The organism is Sellimonas sp. (assembly GCF_047234585.1).
Lineage (GTDB): Bacteria > Bacillota > Clostridia > Lachnospirales > Lachnospiraceae > Sellimonas > Sellimonas caecigallum.
In genome coordinates, this window is record NZ_JBKSWG010000023.1 from 20,267 (window position 1) to 36,662 (window position 16,396).

Below are 16,396 nucleotides of genomic sequence, written 5' to 3' on the forward strand. Positions count from 1 at the left end.
ATGACAGAAAAAATCGGCGGGGGAACAAAACCCCCGCTTTCCACTTATAACGAAGAACAAAGGCGGGCGATTGCCCACAAAAACGGACCGTGTATGGTTTTGGCAGGTCCTGGTTCCGGAAAGACAACAGTTATTACCGGCAGAATCTGCGAAATGATCGAGACACATCACATACCGCCGGAAGAAATCCTCGTGATCACATTTACGAAATATGCCGTAAAGGAAATGAAGGAACGTTTCCGAAAGACAGAAATCCATGGGGCGGGATCAGTAACATTCGGCACATTCCACGGGATTTATTACGGTATGCTCCGGCAGGTCTATGATTTGTGCGCGGAGCAGATTTTGAGGGAAGATGAGCAAAGTACTATCGCAGAAGCAGCTGTGAAAGATGTGGAACGGACAAACGGAACAAGGATAGGCGATAAAGATGTACTGCTGATGATCGGGAAAGTCAAGAATAATGGCGGATTCCAGGGTATAACGCAGGATCCGGAAGACCGTCAGGTTTATCACGCGTATGAAAAGAGAAAAAAAGCGGCCGGAAAGATTGATTTTGACGACATGCTGCTTTTGATCTATCAGCTGTTTCAAAAGCGGCCGGATATTCTGAAAAAATGGCAGGAACGATACCGATATATTCTTATCGATGAATTTCAGGATTGCAGCAGGATTCAGTATGAAATTGTGAAGATGCTGGCCGGACAAAGGAGGAATATTTTTGTAGTCGGAGACGACGACCAGTCTATCTACGGATTCCGGGGGGCATCTCCGGCTATCATGAAACATTTTTCCGAAGATTATCCGGAAGCGAAGATTGTACGTCTGGAGATCAATTACCGAAGTGCCGCCCACATTGTAGCTGCATCTGGAAAAGTAATCAAGAACAATAAAAATCGGTTTCCAAAAGATCTGCGGGCAGTACACGACAAGGGTAAACCGGTTCATGTGCAGGAAGTGTACGATATGGCGGAGGAAGCGGACTATGTTGCAGCTGCGGTAAAAGAAAAACTAAAATCCGGAGTATTGCCGGAGGAGATTGCCGTGATCTTTCGGACAACACAGGATGCTGCCATGACCATGTCTGCTTTTATGAACTACAGCATTCCTTTTTTTATGAAAGAGAAAGCATTTCACCTATATGAACATTTCATTGCGGAAGATATAAAAGCATATTTCCGCATCGCCCAGGGAATTCGGCAAAGGAACGACTTCCTCCGAGTCATAAACAGGCCAAATCGCTATATCAGCAGGACAGCGTTAGAAAAGGAGCGGACAGATTTTGAGGACTTAAGGACGTTTTACTGTGATAAGGAGTGGATGATCGACCGGATCGATCAGATGGAGGAAGATATCCGAGAGATAGCTAAGATGACGCCTTATGCGGCCTTTCAGTATCTGAGAAAGAAAACAGGTTACCAGGAATTTTTGTGTGAGTATGCAAAAGAAAAAAATCTGGAACAGAGCGATCTTCTGGGAATTATGGACGAGATTGCCGAGAGTATGAAGAAAAAAGAATCTTTGCAGGAATGGATCAAGTATACAGATGTCTATACAAACCATCTGAAAGAAATGGAAAAAGAAGATCGCTTTACAGAAGGGAAGGTAGCCTTTCTCACGATGCACGGTGCAAAAGGACTTGAATACCGGTTTGTCTATCTCATTGAAGCAGAAGAAGGGATCGTACCACACCGGAAGGCCATCAGGGATGGGGAGACGGAAGAGGAGAGGCGGCTTTTTTATGTGGCCATGACAAGGGCAAAAGAGCAGCTTACAATATCTTATGTCAGACAAAAAAACGGGAAAGATGTCCATCCTTCCCGCTTTGTCCAAGAACTCTTTACTCCTCTTCATCCTCGAGCATCTCGTTAAATTCCTGCTCATCAAGCCATTCGTCAAATGCTTCTGCCGCTGCATCGTACTCATCATCATCTTCGATGTTGGAAAGGCTTGGCTCGTCGTCAATCTCTTCATATCGGTAGATATAAACTTCGCCGTCCTCGTTTGCCTCTCCGTCTTCAGTTAATGGAAGAAGAGCAATGTATTCCTGCTCTCCAACAGAATAGATAGTGAGAACTTCACACTCCAGCTCTTCGTCATTGTCCAGTGTAAGGGTAACGGTTACATTCTGTTCGTCCATAATGATACTCTCCTTTGTGTTCATACGCCTTCTGTACTGATTGTTACAGATGCTAATTTTACTCTAGCAGACTACGGCAAAAAAAGCAAGCAGAATCATGGAAAAGCAGGAGGTTTGGAAAACTATTGACATAGTGTGTGCAGAAAAGTTAAAATTAAAATATGACAGACAGAAACGGGAGGAAATCAGAATGAAATTCAAAAGATTGACGGCTGTATTCCTTGTGATACTCCTTATGTTTAGCCTTGCGGCCTGTAAAAAGCCGGCAGGAGGGAGCCCGGAAGACAATCCGGTAAAGGAAGAGTCCGAGGAAGAAGAGACTGAGATGACCGCATATAAATTCGGATTTTCGGGTATCACAATGGAGAATCCGTATTATACTACGCTGGAAGCTTCTATCAGAGAAGATATCGAAGGGGAAGGCAGCACTTTGATCACAAAGGATCCAAGAGGAGATGCCAATAAACAGATCCAGCAGATCCGTGAAATGATATCAGACGGGATTCAGGCCATTTTTCTCTGTCCGGTGGACTGGGAGGTCATTACACCGGTTGTGAAAGAATTGAGAGAGGCGGATATTCGAATTATTAATCTGGACACACAGGTACAAAATATTGATGATGTAGATGCCTATGTGGGATCGGATAATTACAAGGCAGGACAGATCTGCGGGGAGAAACTGATCGAGACTTACCCTGAAGGCGGAAAAGTTGTGATATTGGAATGTACGACACAGAATTCCATCAACAGCCGAATTACCGGATTTGAGGAGACGATAGCTGGCAAAGGGTTTGAGGTAGTGGCCCGGGCAGATGCTTCCGGGTCAAAAGAAAATGCCAAGACGGAAATGGCCAAGATCCTGCGTAATCAGCCTGAAATCACAGCCGTCATGTGTGGAAATGATCAGATGGCTTTGGGCGCTATGGAAGCCGCAGAAGAGATGAAGAGAACAGATTTGAAGATTTACGGGGTGGATGGATCCCCGGATCTGAAAAGAGAGCTGAAAGAGAAAAATACGCTGATCGCAGGAAGCGCTGCACAATCGCCCATCAACATCGGGAAAGCTGCGGCCAAAGTGGCTCTCCAGATCATGAATGGAGAAGACTATGAAGAAGAAACGCTGGAAGATGTATTGTTTATCGATCAGAGCAATATAGATATGTACGGCGTGGATGGATGGCAGTAGCTGTCAATCAGAAAGGATGGGAAAATGAATCATACAACAGAAAAACCGGCACCGGCTGGAGTCGTGTGGCTGGACGAAGGGGTGGAGTTTTCGGTAGCGATACCCAGAGGGAAACGATGTGTTCTGAATCTGTACAGGAGTAAAAAGGAAAGACCATACCGTTCCATTGAGATGAAGGAGGATATTTTATACGGAGATATCCGATCTTCAGGTCTGCAGAAAGGAATCCGAGAAGGGGACGAATATCTGTATCTGATAGATGGAGAGGATGTTGTGGATCCATATGCACATATGGTCTGCCGTTACAAAGACGACACGTCCGGAAGTACACAGTCAAAAGAGCGCGGAGTGCTCGTGTCCCCGGACTTCGACTGGGAGGGGGACAGGCCGCTTTGCTTACCGGATGAAGATGTGGTGGCATACAGCCTTCATGTCCGCGGTTTTACGAAAAATTCGGCATCCAAGGTTAAGCATAAGGGAACATTTGAAGGAATAATCGAAAAAATCCCCTATCTCCTTGAGCTTGGGATCAATCAGATACAGTGTATGCCAGTGTATGAGTTTGAAGACCATATCCGCTTGGTATCCAATTACTGGGGATATGGAAGCGCCTACTGCTTTGCACCTAAAAAGAGGTATGCCCATGTGAACCCGGTTACTGAATTGAAACGGATGGTAAAAGAGTGTCACAAGGCAGGAATCGAGGTTGTGCTGCACCTTCCGTTTTTTGAGAAGATGTCTAAGCAGAAAATGATCGAATGTCTGAAATATTATCGTCAGGACTATCATATAGATGGATTTATTGTTAATCCATTTGTTGTACCACTGGAAGTCATTCGCAGCGATGCATATCTGACAAACATAAAGCTGATCGTCAAAAAGGATGAGTTTCAAAATGTAATGCGGAGATTTTTGAAAAGTGACGAGGGAATGGTAGGATCCGTGATCTGGCAGCTTAGGCACCTTTCCCAGAATGAGTCCTCTTATAACTATATTACTGACCATACAGGTTTTACATTGTGCGATCTTGTCTCTTACGATGGAAAACACAATGAGGCAAATGGAGAAAATAATCATGACGGGCCAGATTACAATTATAGCTGGAACTGTGGTGTGGAAGGCACAACGAGAAAGAAAGCAGTCATAAAACTGCGTGAAAAACAGATGCGGAACGCATTTTTCTTGCTTCTGCTTGCGCAAGGGACACCATGTATACTGGCGGGGGATGAGTTTGCCAATTCTCAGAACGGAAATAACAACGTATACTGCCAAGACAACGATACAGCATGGCTGAACTGGAAGAAACTGGAAAAAGAGCAGTGGCTCTTTGAATACGTAAAAGAACTCATCCGTTTTCGCAAAGAGCACCGTATTTTTCATCCGAAAAGGGAGTTCAGTGGTATTGACTTAACACATTGCGGTGTACCAGATGTTTCCTATCACGGAGAAAATGCTTGGCAGGTGCCGGATGGCATTGCAAGCCGTCAGATTGGCATCTACTACAACGGAGCTGCAGATGGGGAAGAGGATCTCTACATTGCGTACAATATGCACTGGGAATGCCATTCGTTTGCCCTTCCTTCGCTCTCAAAAGGAAAACATTGGGAACAGATTTTTTCGACGGAAGAACGAGAAGGTTTCCTGAATGAGCCGATCGATAAGAAACAGGAGCGTAAAGCAGAGGTTTCAGAACGCTCCATTGCAGTTTTCAGAGGAGTGAAGGATGGACAATCTGAAAAGACAGTGGAGTAAGATGGAAATAACAAGTTTCGCCCTGAAATGGATCGGGATTGTATCCATGATTGTGGATCACATAGGACGTATGTTTTTCCCTGATATATGGGTTTTTACCGCAATCGGACGTCTGGCATTTCCGATTTTTGCCTTTTTGACGGCAGTAGGATTCATGTACACGGCAAACATTTTCCGGTATGGAATCAGACTTTTTCTTCTGGCTCTTTTGTCGGAACCCATTTTTGATTATGCATTCTTTGGCACTTTCTTTTATCCGGACAGGCAGAATGTGTTTTTTACTCTGACGCTTGCAGTGTGGATGCTTTATTTATGGATCAGTGTGAACAATCTGGCAGTGAGATGGATCGCGGTTATTCTGATTATGCTTATTTCCGAAACGCTTGCAACAGATTATAATTCTATGGGACTTCTGATGATTTTAATTTTTTATTGTTTCTACAATGAGAATATGAAACAGAACATCCTGGTGGCTGCTGTGAATATTCTTCTGATGGGAAGGATACAGATGTTTGGAGCGTTAGCACTGATACCGATCAGTCTATATAAAGGAGAGCAGGGAAGAAAGATGAAATGGTTGTTTTATTCTATGTATCCGCTACATCTTTTGTGTCTGATCGTGATACGTGAGGCGATTCTGAGATAGCGATGGAAATCAGAAAAGAAGACAGGAATGAGGATTGTGAGAAAATGAAAGTATGGAAACATTTTTGTACAATTACACGTCACAAATATCTTGTTATGAAATATTGTTTCCGGGTCGGCCTTTACAAGCAGGGGCTTCTTCATGACCTGTCCAAATATAGCCCCACAGAATTTCTTGTGGGCTGCAAATATTATCAGGGAAATCGGAGTCCAAATAACGCGGAACGAGAGAAAAAGGGATATTCCAGCGCGTGGCTGCACCACAAAGGACGCAATAAACACCACTACGAATACTGGATTGACTATGGGCTTGAACCAGGGCAGGGGCTTTGCGGGATGAGGATGCCGGACCGGTACATTTACGAAATGTTCCTGGATCGGATCGCTGCCTCCAAAATCTATAAGAAGGAAAAGTATACGGATCGGAGTCCTCTGGAATATTACCGCAAAGGAATGGCAGATTCGTTTATGCATCCTCACACAAAAGAAGTCCTTGAGCATCTTCTGATCATGTTGGCAGAAAAGGGCGAGAAGACGACATTGGCTTATCTTAGAAAAGAAATATGGCGAAATAAAAAGGAGCATTCTTTCTGAAAAGGATACTCCTTTTTATTACTATTCCGGGTATACGAGACGTTCTTCGGAGATCACATTTAAAACTTGATCCAAATATTTGGATGCAAGATATTTAGCCATCGGAAGATTGATATCCAGATAATTTCCGCAGTCTCTTGCAGTAGCACCCGGAACATCCCCCTCATATCCGGCAATAAACTCATACATTTCTTTTACGAGCGGTATGATATCAGCGGATTCAAAATCTCCGGCCAGAACCAAGTAGAAACCGGTTCTGCATCCCATTGGCCCAAAATAGATGGTCCGTGTTCCATAATCCTCATGGTTGCGGAGAAAAGTGGCGCCGAGGTGCTCGATGGCATGTATTTCCGCTGTGTTCATGACAGGTTCGTAATTTGGACGTGTCATGCGCAGATCGAAAGTCGTGATGACAGTTCCGTTCACATGGTCTTTTCTTGAGACATACACTCCTGGTAGCAATTTCAAGTGGTTTATCGTAAAACTAGCGATCTTTTCCATTTTTAACCTCCTGTGTTCTTTGTAGACATATCCGAAGGACAGAGCGCAAATTCTCCGGCTGCGGACACTAACCAAAGTATACATGGATTTCCCGAAAAGAGCAAGGTTATACTGAAATCTGCATGAAGATATGATATACTGGTACACAGCGAAAAGGAGGAAGAGACCATGAAAATATATTTTATCCGTCACGGAGAGACAGACTGGAATAAAGTGCGAAAACTGCAGGGGAAATCTGACATTCCTCTGAATGCCTTCGGGATACATCTTGCAGAGGAGACAGGGAAAGGGCTCAAGGGAATCCAATTTGATGCAGCGTACACAAGTCCGCTAACTCGGGCAAAAGAGACGGCACGCCTCGTTTTGGGGGACCGGAAAGTTACGCTTATTGAAGATGAGAGACTGGAAGAGATGGGATTTGGAATCTATGAGGGACTATGCTGTAAAGAAGATCATTTGAAAATTCCGGATCCGGAGTTTTTGAATTTCTTTCACGCACCGGAAAAATACCATGCGCCAGAAGGAGGGGAAACTTTTGCAGAACTGCTACGACGAACCGGCGATTTCCTGGAGAGTTTGAAAAAAGAAGAGTTTGAGGCCAAACAGACAATTCTTGTGTCCACACACGGAGCAGCACTCTGCGCTATCCTTTCCCATATCAAAGGACATACGCTCTCTCAGTTCTGGGGAAACGGTGTTCAGAAAAATTGTGCTGTCACAATCGCAGTTTTGGAAAATGGGGAATACAGAATTGAAGAAGAGGGAATTACATATTATCAAGATGAAGTAAAACCATGGTAACAAAAACAGGCGCTGCACGAAAAACACGTGCGACGCCTGTTTTGATCAAGAATATTTCAAATGAAAAATTAATCGTCTGCCTCTTCTTCAGCTGTTGTAGCGTATGTCTGGCGCTTCCTTGCCATCTCATCGCTCTCCAGGTATTCATCGTAAGTTGTGATCTTATCGATCATCTGTCCGTTCGGCATAATTTCCATGATGCGGTTTGCGGTCGTCTGAACGATTTGATGGTCTCTGGATGAGAAGAGGATTACACCTGGAAATTTGATCATTCCGTTATTCAGTGCTGTGATGGATTCCATGTCCAGGTGGTTGGTCGGTTCATCAAAAAGAAGGACGTTTGCGCCGGAGATCATCATCTTGGAAAGAAGACATCTTACTTTTTCTCCTCCTGAGAGTACATTGACTCTTTTGACGCCGTCTTCGCCGCCAAATAACATACGGCCAAGGAAACCGCGCACATATGTCACATCTTTTTCTTCAGAATACTGAGTGAGCCATTCTGTGATCGTGTAGTCACTGTCAAACTCTTTTCCACTGTCTTTCGGGAAATATGCCTGACTTGTGGTAATTCCCCATTTGTATGTCCCTTCATCCGGTTCCATTTCTCCTGCAAGGATCTGGAAGAGGGTCGTCTTTGCAAGCTCGTTGCTTCCAACGAAAGCGACTTTGTCATCGTGATTGATGGTAAAGCTCAGGTTGTCCAGAACCTTTACTCCATCTATCGTCTTGGAGAGCCCTTCCACAGTCAGCACTTCGTTTCCGATCTCGCGGTTTGGACGGAAATCAATGTATGGATATTTTCGGCTTGACGGGCGAATCTCATCCAACTGGATTTTCTCCAGCGCCTTTTTTCGGGATGTCGCCTGTTTGGATTTGGAAGCATTTGCGCTGAAACGGGAGATAAACTCCTTCAATTCTTTGATCTTTTCTTCTTTTTTCTTGTTTGCCTCTTTCATCTGACGGATCAGAAGCTGACTGGATTCATACCAGAAATCATAATTTCCGGCATAAAGCTGGATTTTACCGTAATCGATGTCTGCGATCTGTGTGCAGACTTTGTTCAGGAAATAACGGTCGTGGGATACTACAATGACTGTGTTGTTAAAATTGATCAGGAATTCTTCCAGCCACGCGATAGCATCCAGGTCCAGGTGGTTGGTCGGCTCATCCAGCAACAGGATATCTGGATTACCAAAAAGAGCCTGAGCGAGAAGTACCTTGACTTTCTCGGCACCTGTGAGATTTTTCATGTACTGGTAATGAAGGTCTGTCTCTATTCCAAGGCCGTTCAGAAGGTTGGCCGCATCGGATTCTGCCTCCCAGCCGTTCATAGTGGCAAATTCCCCTTCGAGCTCGCTTGCCTTCATACCATCTTCATCGGTAAAGTCTTCCTTGGCATAAAGCGCTTCCTTTTCTTTCATGATTTCATAAAGGCGCGCATTTCCCATGATGACAGTGTCAAGCACCATGTATTCGTCATATTTAAAATGATCCTGCTGAAGGAAAGACAACCGTTCCCCCGGTGTGATGATGACTTCTCCGTTAGTCGGTTCAAGCTGCCCGGACAAAATCTTCAGGAAGGTGGATTTTCCGGCACCGTTTGCACCGATCAGGCCATAGCAATTGCCTTCCGTAAATTTGATCGTCACATCTTCGAAAAGAGCCTTCTTCCCAACGCGGAGGGTAACATTGTTTGTACTGATCATGTCATTTCATCTCCTTTACTTTATTATTCCCGCAGACAAGAAGCGATGCAGAGATTCTGTTCGTCTGATACTGCGGGCAATGGAATTCATATTTTCTAATAAAGGGCAGATGCCCAACGCTTATCTTACCATGGAGATGCGGACGGTGCAAGGAGTTTTGGGAAGAATTTGGGGAAACTAAGTCTTCTTGCATGGAAAAACAGAAAATCCTGGTTGCCTTCCGAGAAGAGGAGGGTATAATATAGTGTAAAGGAGGGATGTGTGTATTATGGAACAAAACGACAAAACAAAACGACAACTGGTCCCTGCTGTACTTGTATTGGAAGGCGGCGCAACAAGGGGCGTCTTTTCATCTGGTGCACTGGATTTTCTGATGGAAAAAAATCTGTATGTGACAGATGTGATCGGAGTGTCAGCCGGTGCCTGCAATGCCGCCGATTATGTGTCGGAGCAGATTGGGCGTACAAGGGACTGCATGATTCACAAAGAAAAAGAACTGGATTATTATTTGGGAATCCGGAAAATGTTTAAAGAAAAAAGCATGCTGGATATGGACTTGATCTTTGACAAATATCCAAATGAATTGATTCCTTTTGATTACGATACGTATTTTGATTCTGATATCAACTGTGAGATTGTCACGACGAATTGCGAAACGGGAAAAGCAGAGTACATGACCGAAAGGAAAGACAGAGATCGTCTCATGAAAATCGGACGGGCATCCAGCAGTATGCCGTTGGCAGCCCCTATCGTGAGGATAGACGGGGTTCCATATTTGGACGGTGGTTTGGCCGATTCTGTTCCGATACAGCGGGCAATGAAAAAAGGACGCAAGAAGATCATCATCATCCTTACACGGAACGAAGGATACAGAAAGAAACAGCCTTCCATAGGGGAGGCAAAGATTTACCGTTCCGCTTATAAAAAGTACCCAAATCTTGTCAGGACTATTCTGAGAAGGCCGTATACGTACAACAGACAGATGGAGCAAATCGAAAAACTGGAAGAGGAAGGAAAAATCTTTGTCCTTCGGCCGAAGATCAAAGCAATATCCAGGCTGGAGAAAAATTACGACAGGCTGACATCTTTCTATGAACATGGATATGTCCGAATGAAGGATCAGTATAAGAAGCTGATGGATTATCTGGAAATGGAATAAGATGAGACGGGCAGATTCTTTTTCATCTACAGCAGGACATTTGGGGATGTCTCTGATGAAAAAGAGCCTGCCCGTCTTGCAGATCTTTTACAGTGTTTTGTAAGTAATCTCCTGAAGAAACAGCCCCTTTGGATCTGCCGGATCTGAGGCCTTTTTTGTTCCAGAAAAAATAGCATCTATATCGCTTACCGGGCGAAGTGAAAGACCGATATCCAGAAGAGTCGAGACAATGATCCTTGCCATATTGTGAAGAAAATCGCTGGCACAGATCGAAATTTGAAGCTCTGATGCATCTTCATAAATGTCGATATCAAACACTTCTTTCGGTGCGGCCTTTTTCTTCTTGGAGGAAGAAAATGCCTGGAAATCGTGCTTCCCTTTTAAAAGAGCGGCGGCTTCCCTCATACGATCTGTATCAGGGCGCTTAAAAGAGTGGTAAACATACTTTCGTTCAAATACATTTGGAACATCAGCTACGGAAATACGGTAAACATAAGTCCTGGATGCGGCGGTCATGGAAGAGTGAAAGCGCTCTGGCATGTCTTCCGCTTCAGTGACAGCGATATCTGTCGGAAGATAGCGGTTCAGATAGTTTTTTATTTCACGGAGTGAGAGTGATGCAGATGTGTGAAAGTTTACAGTCTGTGCGTAGGCATGAACCCCGCTTTCTGTTCTGGATCCACAGATCAGCTCCGGTTTTTCTCCGGTCATCTTGCAGATCACGTCGGAAAGTCTGCCGGAAATTGTGTTTGAGGAATCTTCATCCCCAAGGCGCTGCCATCCTTGATAACGGCTTCCATCGTATTCCAGGATGAGTTTTATATTTCTCATAATGAATATCTCCTTTTTCTTTTTTCTGCTGTGGCAGTGTGTCATGTATCATGATATAATAAATTGGCAGAAAAAGAAAGCAAAATATGGGGATGATAAGATGTCAGAAGAAAAAATGAAGAAAACCGTGGAAGATTCTCTCGTCGAGACAGTCCATATCGTACGTCCGACACACCTGAATTCGGCAGGGCGTCTTTTCGGGGGCGTGCTCATTCAGTGGATAGATGAGGTGGCGGGGATAGTAGCAAAGCGGCACAGTATGTCCAACGTTACAACAGCATCCATAGATAATCTGAAATTTATTCGCGGAGCTTATCAGGATGATATGGTAGTCATTCGAGGGAAACTTACCTACACTGGACGAACGTCCATGGAAATCCGTGTGGATACGTATATTGAAGATTTAAAAGGAATTCGCAAGCCGATTAACCGTGCATACTTTACGATGGTTGCTCTGGATGAAAACGATCGTCCAAAGCAGGTGCCAGAGCTGATCGTCCGGACAGAAGCGGAAAGAGCAGAGTGGGCCGGAGCCGAAAAAAGAAGAGAAAACCGGCTGATGCGAAAAGAGGAAGGATTTTAAGAGGAGCTAATTGCTCCTCTTTTTCCATGCCGCATTCACAAAAGCGACCATCTGATCAATCTGCGCTTTTTCCTCGCTGCTTTTCCCTTCTTTGAGCATCTGCAGAAGCAGCTCGATTTCTTCCTGAGAAAAACGGATTCCCTTTTTGTTCGCGCCGGTTATGATGGACATCATGATCGGTGCAAGAGATTTGCCGCTTTTCCCGCGGGTACGCTCAAATGCCATCCGGATCAGCTCCTGTTTGAGAGGATCCAGGTGCTTCATCTGGGGATGTTCCATCCACTTCATCCATTGCTCGTCTGTCTGGCTCATGCATTTCATCTCCTTCCGAAACCATTTCTTTATATATATCGAACATTTCCTGTTTATCAGGTGGCATCACGGACTTTAAAATTTCCGCTGGATCGCTGTTTTCCGACATGGACTGAAACATTTCCATCATACTCATGGCGGAAAAGACCATATCCAGATTCTCTGCCTCTTCTTCTTTCATGTACGGACGGATTTCCTGAAGCACATCTGTCGGAGAGATTTTTCCTGAGCAGGGGATAGACTGGCTGGAAACTTTCGCACATTTTCCAAAGTAGTCCCATGTATTCCGAAGTTCGGTGAATTTGATAAACACCGCAAAAGTGCGCTGCTGCCCGGCTGGAAGATAAGGGAGGATCAGCTTCATCATCTGAAGCTCCTCTGTTGTGACAAGCATATCAAAAGGTGTCATAGGAAACGGTTTTTTCTGATCCATCTTTCCCCTCCCCTCTGTCTGGTGTAGTGGCTCCCTTCTGAATATATATGTGTATAAAACCTAATTTATTCGCAAATCATATACTGATACTAGGGGAAAGAAAATCTGCGTATATTTAGAGAGAGGAGGCAGGCCAGATGGCGAGAAGACTGATTATAGATGGCAATGCGGTCTATGAACTGGACGAAGAGTGTATGTTGAAAAAAAGGGAAAGCGACATAAAAAGCCAGAAAAATGCAGGGCTATCCGCTTACGTAAACGAACAAGACGAACAAAAGGCCAGAAATCGTCAAGCGAAATAAAGTAGAGTGAATGGATCTGTTTCGATCAGACAGACAAATGAAATGTCCACAGTTCTGATCTGGAGCAGATCCATACATTTTTAAAAATACAGTTTTCAAGATTAAAAAAAACTGTTATGATAAAATACAGCGAAGAAATAGAAAGAAGGATTATTATGACAAAAGTAGATATCGTATCCGGTTTTCTTGGAGCCGGAAAGACAACCTTTATCAAACAACTCTTGTCCGATGTATATCAGGGAGAAAAAATCGTTCTGATCGAAAACGAGTTCGGGGAGATTGGAATCGATGGAGGATTTCTGAAAGATGCAGGAGTGGAGATTACAGAAATGAATTCCGGCTGTATCTGCTGTACTCTCGTAGGAGATTTCAGCACCGCACTGAGAAAAGTCGTAGACGAGTACCATCCGGACCGTATCCTGATCGAACCGTCCGGAGTTGGAAAGCTTTCGGATGTGGCAAAAGCCGTACGTGATGTAGAAAAGCATTGCGGCGTCTGCCTGAACGGACAGATTACGGTGGCAGACGGGAAAAAAGTAAAGATCTATATGAAGAATTTCGGAGAATTCTACAATAATCAGATCGAGCACGCATCCATCATCGTTCTGAGCCGTACGCAGTCCATGACAGAAGAAAAACTGAAAGAAGCGGTCGCGATGATCCGTGAGAAGAATCCGGATGCATCCATCATTACCACACCGTGGGACAAGCTTGATGGCGAAGTGATCAGGAAAGCTTTAGAACACCGTTCTGTCACAGACCAGCTTTTGAAGGAAGAAGAACATCATTGCTGCCATCATCATGGAGAAGACCATGATCATGGACACCATCATGACGAACACTGCAGCTGCGGACACAACCATGAGGAGCATCATCATCACGGGGAAGAGTGCGGATGCGGACACCATCATCACGAAGGCCACCACCATGCGGATGAAGTATTTACAAGTTGGGGAACCGAGACTGTGGAAAAATATGAAAAAGCAGAGCTTGAAAACTGGCTGGAAGAGATGGCAGATGAAAATAAATATGGCACAGTGCTGCGGGCAAAAGGAATCGTGGAAGGTACGGACGGACAGTGGCTGGAGTTCGACCTTGTACCAGGAGAATATGAGATTCGAAACGCGCGCCCGGATTACACGGGCAAAGTCTGTGTCATCGGTACGGATCTGAAGACAGATGAAATCAAAGGATTTTTGAGAGTATAGCAGGAGAACGCAGAATGGATACAGTAGTAGAACTTTTTACAGGTTTTCTTGACAGCGGAAAGACGACGCTGATCAAGGCAGCTCTAAACAGCCCGGATTTCCTGGACTATGAGACAACGCTTCTCCTTGTATGCGAAGAAGGGGAAGAGGAGTATGACGAGGATTATCTCTCAGACAACCATATCATTAAGATGGTTATCGATGAAGAAGAAAAACTGAATCCTTTTTTTCTGGAAGGCCTGGAGCTGAATTATCGTCCCGATCATGTTATGATCGAGTTTAACGGGACATGGGATCTGAACAGAGTCCTGGAGATGCAGCTTCCGCCGGGATGGGAAATCGCATCGATACTGTCTACTGTCGACGCGGGGACCGCACAGATGTATCTGACCAATATGAGAAATCTGTTTCTCGCGCCCCTTCTGTCATCCGATCTTGTTATTGTGAACCGGACGGAAGATAATACAGATCGCGCCAAAATACGGAGGAGTATCAAAGTTATGAATCCTGGAGCCCAGATCGTATTTGAGCGGGAAGACGGAGAACCGGTAGAAAATACCGAAGAAGATCTGCCGTTTGACTTCCATGCGCCGGTCATTGAGGTGGATGAGATCGATTATGGAATCTGGTATTTGGATGCGATGGAACATCCGGAACACTACAAAAACAAAAAAATCAGATTTCTTGCACAGGTATACAAAAACCGCAGGTTGGGAGAACATACTTTTGTGCCGGGGCGGTTTGTGATGACGTGCTGCGCGGAGGATATTACCTTTCTTGGGTTCATTTGCAGAACAAGGGAAGATATTCCATATAAGAACAGGGATTGGGTATATGTTACCGTAACGTTCCGATATGAATATGTGAAACAGTATAAAGATAAAGGACCGGTTCTTTATCTGGATGAGATGATACCGGCTAAAAAACCGCAGAATGATGTGGTCACATTTGACTAAATTTACCGATGAAAAAGCCAGGGCGGGATGTTTTACCCCACCCTGGCTCTTTTTGTGCGGCCGGAAAGTTCTGTGAACTTCATGGCCGCATAAGAGAATTACGAAAAATGATGTGTCTGATTAGCAGCACATGTTGTCATTGCATCCGCATCCGTTGCCAAAACCGCCGCAGCAGCAAAGCAGAAGGATGATCCACAGACAGCTGTCATTGCATCCGCCAAAACCGCCGCTTCGTCCGTTGCCACCGCATCCGCCGCAGCAGCAGAGGAGAAGGATAATCCACAGACAGGAATTTCCTCCGAATCCGTTTGCAGAAGATTCACATCCGCATCCACAGTTTGTTGCACTCAAGTCACTCATGTTGTTGCCTCCATTGATTGTTATTTACAATGTTATACTATGTAGGAGGGCTTGGAAGTGTTTCCAGTTCTTAGAAAATTTTGAACCAGTGAAATTTATCGTTTAATCCAAACAGGAAAAGTGCAAGGATGATGACAGGAAGAATCCATGTGAAATACGGTTTCATCCATCTTTTGATTTTGAGACCTTTTCCGGTATTTGCTTCTTCTATGAAACGGTCAAATCCCCAGCCGTACCGTGTCACGCAGAAAAGAAGGTAGACGAGAGAGCCAATCGGCAGCAGGATATTGCTCACGATAAAATCTTCCAGATCCATGATCGTACTGCCTTTTCCAAACGGGGCAAAGGGAGACAAGACATTATAGCCAAGTACGCATGGAACCGATGCAACCAGCAGAATAAAGAAATTGATGATGCTGGACTTCTTTCTGCTGCACCCGGTCATATCCATACCACAAGAAATGATATTCTCAAATACAGCCAAAACTGTGGAGAATGCCGCAAAGGACATAAAAATGAAGAATAGGCTTCCCCAAAGCCGACCAAGTGGCATGTGGTTGAAAATGTTCGGAAGTGTCAGGAAAATCAGGCTTGGACCGCTTCCGGCATCCACGCCGAAGGAAAAGCACGCAGGAAAAATAATGAGTCCGGATACGATGGCGACGAAAGTATCCAGAACTGCCACATTGACAGCTTCGCCAAAAAGTGCGCGGTCTTTCCCGATATAGCTTCCAAAGATGGCCATAGCACCAATACCAAGGCTCAGTGTAAAGAAGGACTGATTCATTGCAGCGACGATCGTCGTGCCGATGCCAATCTCCTTCATTCTGTCCAAATCCGGTTTCAGATAGAAAGAAAGGCCTTCTGCTCAATGTCATTAAGTTAATTTAAAAATTAAAAAAAGCAGAATGCAAGTAGGTAAAA

At 44.6% G+C, this 16,396-nt stretch carries 18 protein-coding genes and 1 pseudogene; 11 read left to right on the plus strand and 8 right to left on the minus strand.

From position 1 onward, the window contains the following. Positions 1-1,872 carry an ATP-dependent helicase gene (locus tag ACLROL_RS09680; protein ID WP_413067746.1) on the plus strand — a complete coding sequence of 624 codons (1,872 nt, stop codon included), beginning with the start codon at positions 1-3 and terminating at the stop codon, positions 1,870-1,872. Here ACLROL_RS09680 and ACLROL_RS09685 read toward each other — a convergent pair. Continuing rightward, positions 1,841-2,164, minus strand: coding sequence for a DUF1292 domain-containing protein (locus ACLROL_RS09685; protein ID WP_204244065.1), 324 nt, complete (start codon positions 2,162-2,164; stop codon positions 1,841-1,843). The two genes, ACLROL_RS09680 and ACLROL_RS09685, sit on opposite strands and share 32 nt — an antisense overlap. 166 nt (positions 2,165-2,330) lie before the next feature. On the opposite strand from ACLROL_RS09685, the gene ACLROL_RS09690 reads away from it, so the two are divergent. The 4 genes from ACLROL_RS09690 to ACLROL_RS09705 are packed head-to-tail and all read left to right on the plus strand — an operon-like array spanning position 2,331 to position 6,317. Then, entirely contained in the window at positions 2,331-3,326 is a 996-nt protein-coding gene (locus tag ACLROL_RS09690) for a sugar ABC transporter substrate-binding protein (RefSeq protein ID WP_221920101.1), read from the plus strand. A gap of 24 nt (positions 3,327-3,350) precedes the next feature. Further along, positions 3,351-5,078 carry an alpha-amylase family glycosyl hydrolase gene (locus ACLROL_RS09695; RefSeq protein ID WP_413067747.1) on the plus strand — a complete coding sequence of 576 codons (1,728 nt, stop codon included), beginning with the start codon at positions 3,351-3,353 and terminating at the stop codon, positions 5,076-5,078. Beyond that, complete coding sequence (locus ACLROL_RS09700; RefSeq protein ID WP_087202446.1) at positions 5,050-5,724, plus strand: TraX family protein; 675 nt, start codon at positions 5,050-5,052, stop codon at positions 5,722-5,724. The genes ACLROL_RS09695 and ACLROL_RS09700 overlap by 29 nt, the downstream gene beginning before the upstream one ends. Positions 5,725-5,768: 44 nt before the next feature. After that, a complete protein-coding gene (locus ACLROL_RS09705) occupies positions 5,769-6,317 on the plus strand; it encodes a DUF5662 family protein (protein ID WP_087202554.1) in 549 nt (182 codons plus the stop codon). A gap of 21 nt (positions 6,318-6,338) precedes the next feature. On the opposite strand, the gene ACLROL_RS09710 is transcribed toward ACLROL_RS09705, so the two are convergent. Then, entirely contained in the window at positions 6,339-6,818 is a 480-nt protein-coding gene (locus ACLROL_RS09710) for an S-ribosylhomocysteine lyase (protein ID WP_087202444.1), read from the minus strand. 168 nt (positions 6,819-6,986) lie between these two features. Here ACLROL_RS09710 and ACLROL_RS09715 point away from each other — a divergent pair, with 168 nt between their 5' ends. Further along, the gene (locus ACLROL_RS09715) at positions 6,987-7,619 is read left to right on the plus strand and encodes a histidine phosphatase family protein (RefSeq protein WP_087202442.1); all 633 of its coding nucleotides are present in this window, start codon (positions 6,987-6,989) and stop codon (positions 7,617-7,619) included. 68 nt (positions 7,620-7,687) lie between these two features. Here ACLROL_RS09715 and ACLROL_RS09720 read toward each other — a convergent pair whose 3' ends face one another. Next, positions 7,688-9,328 (minus strand): ABC-F family ATP-binding cassette domain-containing protein, encoded by a 1,641-nt coding sequence (locus tag ACLROL_RS09720; protein ID WP_087202440.1) that lies wholly within the window; start codon positions 9,326-9,328, stop codon positions 7,688-7,690. Positions 9,329-9,596: 268 nt separating this feature from the next. Between ACLROL_RS09720 and ACLROL_RS09725 the strand changes: the two genes are divergently transcribed. Further along, complete coding sequence (locus ACLROL_RS09725; protein ID WP_330620586.1) at positions 9,597-10,487, plus strand: patatin family protein; 891 nt, start codon at positions 9,597-9,599, stop codon at positions 10,485-10,487. Positions 10,488-10,574: 87 nt separating this feature from the next. Here the strand turns inward: ACLROL_RS09725 and truA are convergent, their stop codons facing one another. Next, on the minus strand, positions 10,575-11,318 hold the full coding sequence (gene truA, locus ACLROL_RS09730) for a tRNA pseudouridine(38-40) synthase TruA (RefSeq protein WP_287449673.1): 744 nt from the start codon (positions 11,316-11,318) through the stop codon (positions 10,575-10,577). 100 nt (positions 11,319-11,418) lie between these two features. Here truA and ACLROL_RS09735 point away from each other — a divergent pair, with 100 nt between their 5' ends. After that, positions 11,419-11,901, plus strand: coding sequence for an acyl-CoA thioesterase (locus ACLROL_RS09735; protein WP_087212337.1), 483 nt, complete (start codon positions 11,419-11,421; stop codon positions 11,899-11,901). A 6-nt stretch (positions 11,902-11,907) separates the two neighbouring features. Here ACLROL_RS09735 and ACLROL_RS09740 read toward each other — a convergent pair whose 3' ends face one another. Both ACLROL_RS09740 and ACLROL_RS09745 read right to left on the minus strand, forming a co-directional pair. Next, positions 11,908-12,126, minus strand: a complete 219-nt coding sequence (locus tag ACLROL_RS09740; protein WP_318255679.1) for a hypothetical protein — start codon at positions 12,124-12,126, stop codon at positions 11,908-11,910. Then, positions 12,116-12,646 (minus strand): hypothetical protein, encoded by a 531-nt coding sequence (locus ACLROL_RS09745; protein WP_087212316.1) that lies wholly within the window; start codon positions 12,644-12,646, stop codon positions 12,116-12,118. Before ACLROL_RS09745 ends, ACLROL_RS09740 begins: the two co-directional genes overlap by 11 nt. A gap of 137 nt (positions 12,647-12,783) precedes the next feature. Here ACLROL_RS09745 and ACLROL_RS09750 point away from each other — a divergent pair, with 137 nt between their 5' ends. From ACLROL_RS09750 to ACLROL_RS09760, 3 genes are all read left to right on the plus strand, one after another. Beyond that, a complete protein-coding gene (locus tag ACLROL_RS09750) occupies positions 12,784-12,948 on the plus strand; it encodes a hypothetical protein (RefSeq protein ID WP_158095415.1) in 165 nt (54 codons plus the stop codon). Between the two features lie 155 nt (positions 12,949-13,103). Beyond that, positions 13,104-14,156 carry a CobW family GTP-binding protein gene (locus ACLROL_RS09755; RefSeq protein WP_413067748.1) on the plus strand — a complete coding sequence of 351 codons (1,053 nt, stop codon included), beginning with the start codon at positions 13,104-13,106 and terminating at the stop codon, positions 14,154-14,156. A gap of 14 nt (positions 14,157-14,170) precedes the next feature. After that, on the plus strand, positions 14,171-15,112 hold the full coding sequence (locus ACLROL_RS09760) for a GTP-binding protein (RefSeq protein ID WP_087202431.1): 942 nt from the start codon (positions 14,171-14,173) through the stop codon (positions 15,110-15,112). Between the two features lie 120 nt (positions 15,113-15,232). On the opposite strand, the gene ACLROL_RS09765 is transcribed toward ACLROL_RS09760, so the two are convergent. Then, the gene (locus tag ACLROL_RS09765) at positions 15,233-15,472 is read right to left on the minus strand and encodes a chorion class high-cysteine HCB protein 13 (protein WP_087202429.1); all 240 of its coding nucleotides are present in this window, start codon (positions 15,470-15,472) and stop codon (positions 15,233-15,235) included. A gap of 70 nt (positions 15,473-15,542) precedes the next feature. Then, positions 15,543-16,340 (minus strand): annotated as a pseudogene (locus tag ACLROL_RS09770) (sodium-dependent transporter); the annotation flags it as partial. Between the last annotated feature and the right edge of the window lie 56 nt (positions 16,341-16,396).